The sequence below is a fragment of the Candidatus Eisenbacteria bacterium genome (assembly GCA_035577985.1).
Taxonomy (GTDB): Bacteria; Desulfobacterota; Binatia; order DP-6; family DP-6; genus DATJZY01.
The window spans coordinates 1-4,339 of sequence record DATJZY010000174.1 but is presented as its reverse complement, the minus strand read 5'-3'; the positions used below and the strand labels follow the sequence as shown (position 1 = coordinate 4,339).

The following is a 4,339-nucleotide window of genomic DNA, read 5'->3' as shown; positions in this document are numbered from 1 at the left end:
GCGATGGCGGCGACCGTGAACGGGCTCGTGCTCTCGAAGCTGCGGGCTTTCGGAGCGACGTTCTTCATCTTCAGCGACTACGCGCGCCCGGCCATCCGACTCGCGGCGCTGATGGAGCTTCCCTCCATCTTCATCTTCACGCACGACGCCATGGGCGACGGCGAGGACGGCCCGACCCATCAGCCGGTGGAGCAGCTGCTGTCCCTGCGTGCCATTCCCGGGCTGGTCACGCTCCGGCCGGGGGATGCCAACGAGGTGGTGGAGGCGTACCGGGTCGTGATGCAGATGCGTCATCGGCCGGCGGTGCTGGCGCTCTCACGCCAGCCCCTGCCGACCCTGGATCGGACGAAGTACGCGTCGGCGTCGGGCGTCGCGCGCGGCGCCTACGTGCTCGCCGACGCCCCGGGCGGGAAGCCCGAGGTGATCCTGATCGCGTCGGGCAGCGAGCTGGGCCTCGCCGTGGAGGCCCACGAGCAGCTGCGCGTCGAGGGCGTTCGCTCGCGTGTCGTGTCGATGTCGTCGTGGGAGCTCTTCGACGAACAACCGCGCGAGTATCGGGACGGCGTCCTGCCGCCGGAGGTCACGGCGCGCGTCGCGGTGGAGCAGGGCTCGACGCTCGGCTGGGAGCGATACGTGGGTGCGCGGGGGCACGTCATCGGCATGAAGACGTTCGGCGCCTCGGCGCCGCTCAAGGAGCTGCAGAAGAAGTTCGGCTTCGAGCCGGAGCGCGTGGCAGCGGTGGCAAGGAGCCTCCTCGCTCTGAGGTGAGGCAATGCCCATCCGCATCCTCTGCGTGAACAGCGGGTCGTCGTCGCTCAAGGTGGCACTCTACGAGGATGAGGTCCGCGTCGCATCGAGCGCGGTCGAAGGGATCGGCCTCGGCGAGGGGCGGCTCACGGTCCGCGACGCGGGTGCACGGGTGGTCCGCGACGAGCCGGGTGCGTTCCACGATGCCCATGCGGCGCTGCGCGCGGCGCTCGCCGGAGCGGCGCTCCCTCCCCTCGACGCCGTCGGCCATCGCGTCGTCCATGGTGGAGCCAATCATGCCGCGCCGGAGCGAGTGACACCGCAGCTCGTCGCCGCGCTCCTGAACCTCGTGCCGCTCGCCCCGCTCCACCTGCCTGCGGCGCTCGCCAGCATCGATGCCGTGAGCGCCCACTTCCCGGGGCTCCCCCAGATCGCGTGCTTCGACACCGCCTTCCACCGGAGGATGCCGGCGGTCGCGCAGCGCCTGCCGCTGCCACGCACACTTCGGGCGAAGGGCATCCAGCGCTACGGGTTTCACGGCTTGTCGTACGAATACGTCGTCGCCACCGTCGGCGCCGCTACGCTCGGCCGCGCGGTCATCGCGCACCTGGGCAACGGCGCCAGCCTCGCTGCCGTGCGCGACGGGCTTCCCGTCGACACGACGATGGGCTTCACGCCGACGGGCGGTCTCATGATGGGAACGCGGAGCGGCGACCTCGATCCCGGCGTGCTCGTGCATCTGCTCGCGCACGAGCGATTCGATGCCGGCACGATCGAACGTCTCGTCGACCACGAGTCTGGACTCCTCGGTGTGTCGGGCACGACGTCTGACATGAAGGCGCTTCTCGAGGCCCGCGCGACCGAGCCTCACGCCGCCGAGGCGGTCGAGCTCTTCTGCTACGTGCTCCGCAAGCACATCGGCGCGTTCGCAGCGGTGCTGGGTGGGATCGACACGCTCGTCTTCACCGGCGGGATCGGCGAACGCGCCGCTCCGGTGCGCGAGGAGACGTGCCGCGGCCTCGAGCATCTCGGCGTCCGGATCGATCGCGAGCGGAACGCGCGGCACGATCCGGTGGTCAGCGCAGCGGGAAGCGGTTGCACCGTCCGGGTCGTGCGCACCGACGAGGATCTGATGATCGCGCGCCACACGCGCGCGCTGCTCTCGGCTTCGGCGGGGTAGCGGATGGTGGCGCGATTCCTATGACGTCGAAACGAGGAGGCATCTGATGAGAACGGAAACGGGTCCGCTGTCCGCCGAGGAGCTGCGCAAGACGGACGCCTACTGGCGGGCGGCGAACTACCTGTCGGTCGGCCAGATATACCTCTACGACAACCCGTTGCTGAAGGAGCCGCTCGAGCGGGCGCACGTGAAGCCGCGCCTGCTCGGCCATTGGGGGACCACGCCGGGCCTGAACCTCCTCTACGTGCACTTGAACCGGGTCATCAAGAAGCACGACCTGAACATGATCTACGTCATCGGTCCGGGACATGGTGGGCCATCGCTGGTCGCCAACGCGTACCTCGAAGGCACGTACAGCGAGGTCTACCCTGGCATCGGCCGGGACGTGGACGGGATGAAGAAGCTGTTCAAGCAGTTCAGCTTCCCAGGCGGGATCCCGAGTCACGTCGCACCCGAGACGCCAGGCTCCATTCACGAGGGCGGCGAGCTGGGGTACGCCCTGTCACACGCTCACGGCGCTGCCTTCGACAACCCGGACCTGATCGTCGCCTGCGTCGTCGGTGATGGCGAGGCCGAGACGGGGCCGCTGGCGACCGGCTGGCATTCGAACAAGTTCCTGAACCCGGCGCGCGACGGCGCGGTGCTGCCGATCCTCCATCTGAACGGCTACAAGATCGCCAATCCGTGCTTCCTCGCGCGTATTCCGCGCAGCGAGCTGCAGAGCCTCCTCGAGGGCTATGGCTACGCGCCGCACTTCGTCGAGGGCGACGAGCCGGTGAAGGTGCATCAGGAGCTGGCCGCCACGCTCGACGCGGTCGTGGCCGACCTCAAGCAGATCCAGCTCGACGCACGGACGAAAGGTGTCACGAAGCGGCCGGTCTGGCCGATGATCGTCCTCCGCACGCCGAAGGGCTGGACCTGTCCGAAGGAGATCGACGGCAAGAAATGCGAGGGTTACTGGCGCGCCCATCAGGTGCCGATGGCCGACATGGACACGCCGGAGCACGTTCGCATCCTCGAGGGCTGGATGAAGAGCTACAGGCCGGAGGAGCTGTTCGACGCGGCAGGCCGGCTCGAGCCCGACCTCGCCGCGCTCGCGCCGAACGGCCATCGGCGGATGAGCGACAATCCGCACGCCAACGGCGGACTCTTACTGAAAGATCTCAAGCTGCCCGACTTCCGGAGCTATGCCGTCGACACGCCGAGCCCCGGGGCCGCCACGGCCGAGGCCACGCGCGCGCAGGGGACGTTCCTGCGCGACGTCATGAAGCTCAACCTCGACAGCAGCAACTTCCGCCTGTTCAGTCCCGACGAGAACAACTCGAACCGCTGGCAGGACGTCCTCGAGGTCACCACCCGCTGCTACATGGCCGAGATCTACCCCGACGACGACCACCTGAGTCCTGACGGGCGCGTGATGGAGGTGCTGAGCGAGCACCAGTGCCAGGGGTGGCTCGAGGGATATCTCCTGACGGGCCGCCACGGCTTCTTCAGCTGCTACGAAGCGTTCATTCACATCATCGATTCGATGTTCAACCAGCACGCCAAGTGGCTGAAGGTGTGTCACGACATTCCCTGGCGCCGGTCGATCGCGTCGCTCAACTACCTCCTCTCGTCCCACGTCTGGCGGCAGGATCACAACGGCTTCAGCCATCAGGATCCCGGCTTCATCGACCACGTCGTGAACAAGAAGGCCGAGGTGATCCGCGTCTACCTGCCGCCGGACGCGAACTGCCTCCTCAGCGTGACCGACCACTGCCTGCGGAGCCGCAACTACGTGAACGTGATCGTGGCCGGAAAGCAGCCCGCGCCCGTGTGGCTGACGATGCACCAGGCGATCGAGCACTGCACCGCCGGCCTCGGCATCTGGGAGTGGGCGAGCAACGACAAGGGCAGCGAGCCCGACGTCGTGATGGCTTGCTGCGGCGACGTGCCGACGCTCGAGACGCTGGCGGCGGTCGACATCCTCCGCCAGCACGTGCCGGAGGTGAAGATCCGGGTGATCAACGTGGTGGACCTGATGAAGCTCCAGCCGTCGAGCGAGCATCCGCACGGCCTGAGCGATCGTGATTTCGACGTGCTCTTCACCAAGGACAAGCCGATCATCTTCGCCTTCCACGGCTACCCCTGGTTGATCCACCGGCTCACGTACCGGCGCACGAACCACGCCAACCTGCACGTTCGCGGCTACAAGGAAGAGGGAACGACGACGACGCCGTTCGACATGGCAGTGCGAAACGACCTGGACCGCTTTCACCTCGTGTCCGACGTGATCGACCGGTTGCCCCAGCTCGGCTCGCGAGCCGCCTACGCGAAGCAGGCGATCCGCGACAAGCTGATCGAACACGAGCAGTACATCTGCGAGCACGGCGACGACATGCCGGAGATCACCGACTGGCGCTGGGGCCGAGA

3 protein-coding genes are annotated in these 4,339 nt (G+C 67.6%); all 3 read left to right on the top strand.

Translation table 11 applies throughout. From position 1 onward, the window contains the following. Window positions 1–768: transketolase C-terminal domain-containing protein (locus VMS22_24990; GenBank protein HXJ37297.1), on the top strand; the 768-nt coding region annotated here is incomplete at its 5' end. A gap of 4 nt (window positions 769–772) precedes the next feature. Beyond that, complete coding sequence (locus VMS22_24985; protein ID HXJ37296.1) at window positions 773–1,927, top strand: acetate/propionate family kinase; 1,155 nt, start codon at window positions 773–775, stop codon at window positions 1,925–1,927. 46 nt (window positions 1,928–1,973) lie between these two features. Then, on the top strand, window positions 1,974–4,339 hold a 2,366-nt coding region (locus VMS22_24980), incomplete at its 3' end, for a phosphoketolase family protein (protein ID HXJ37295.1).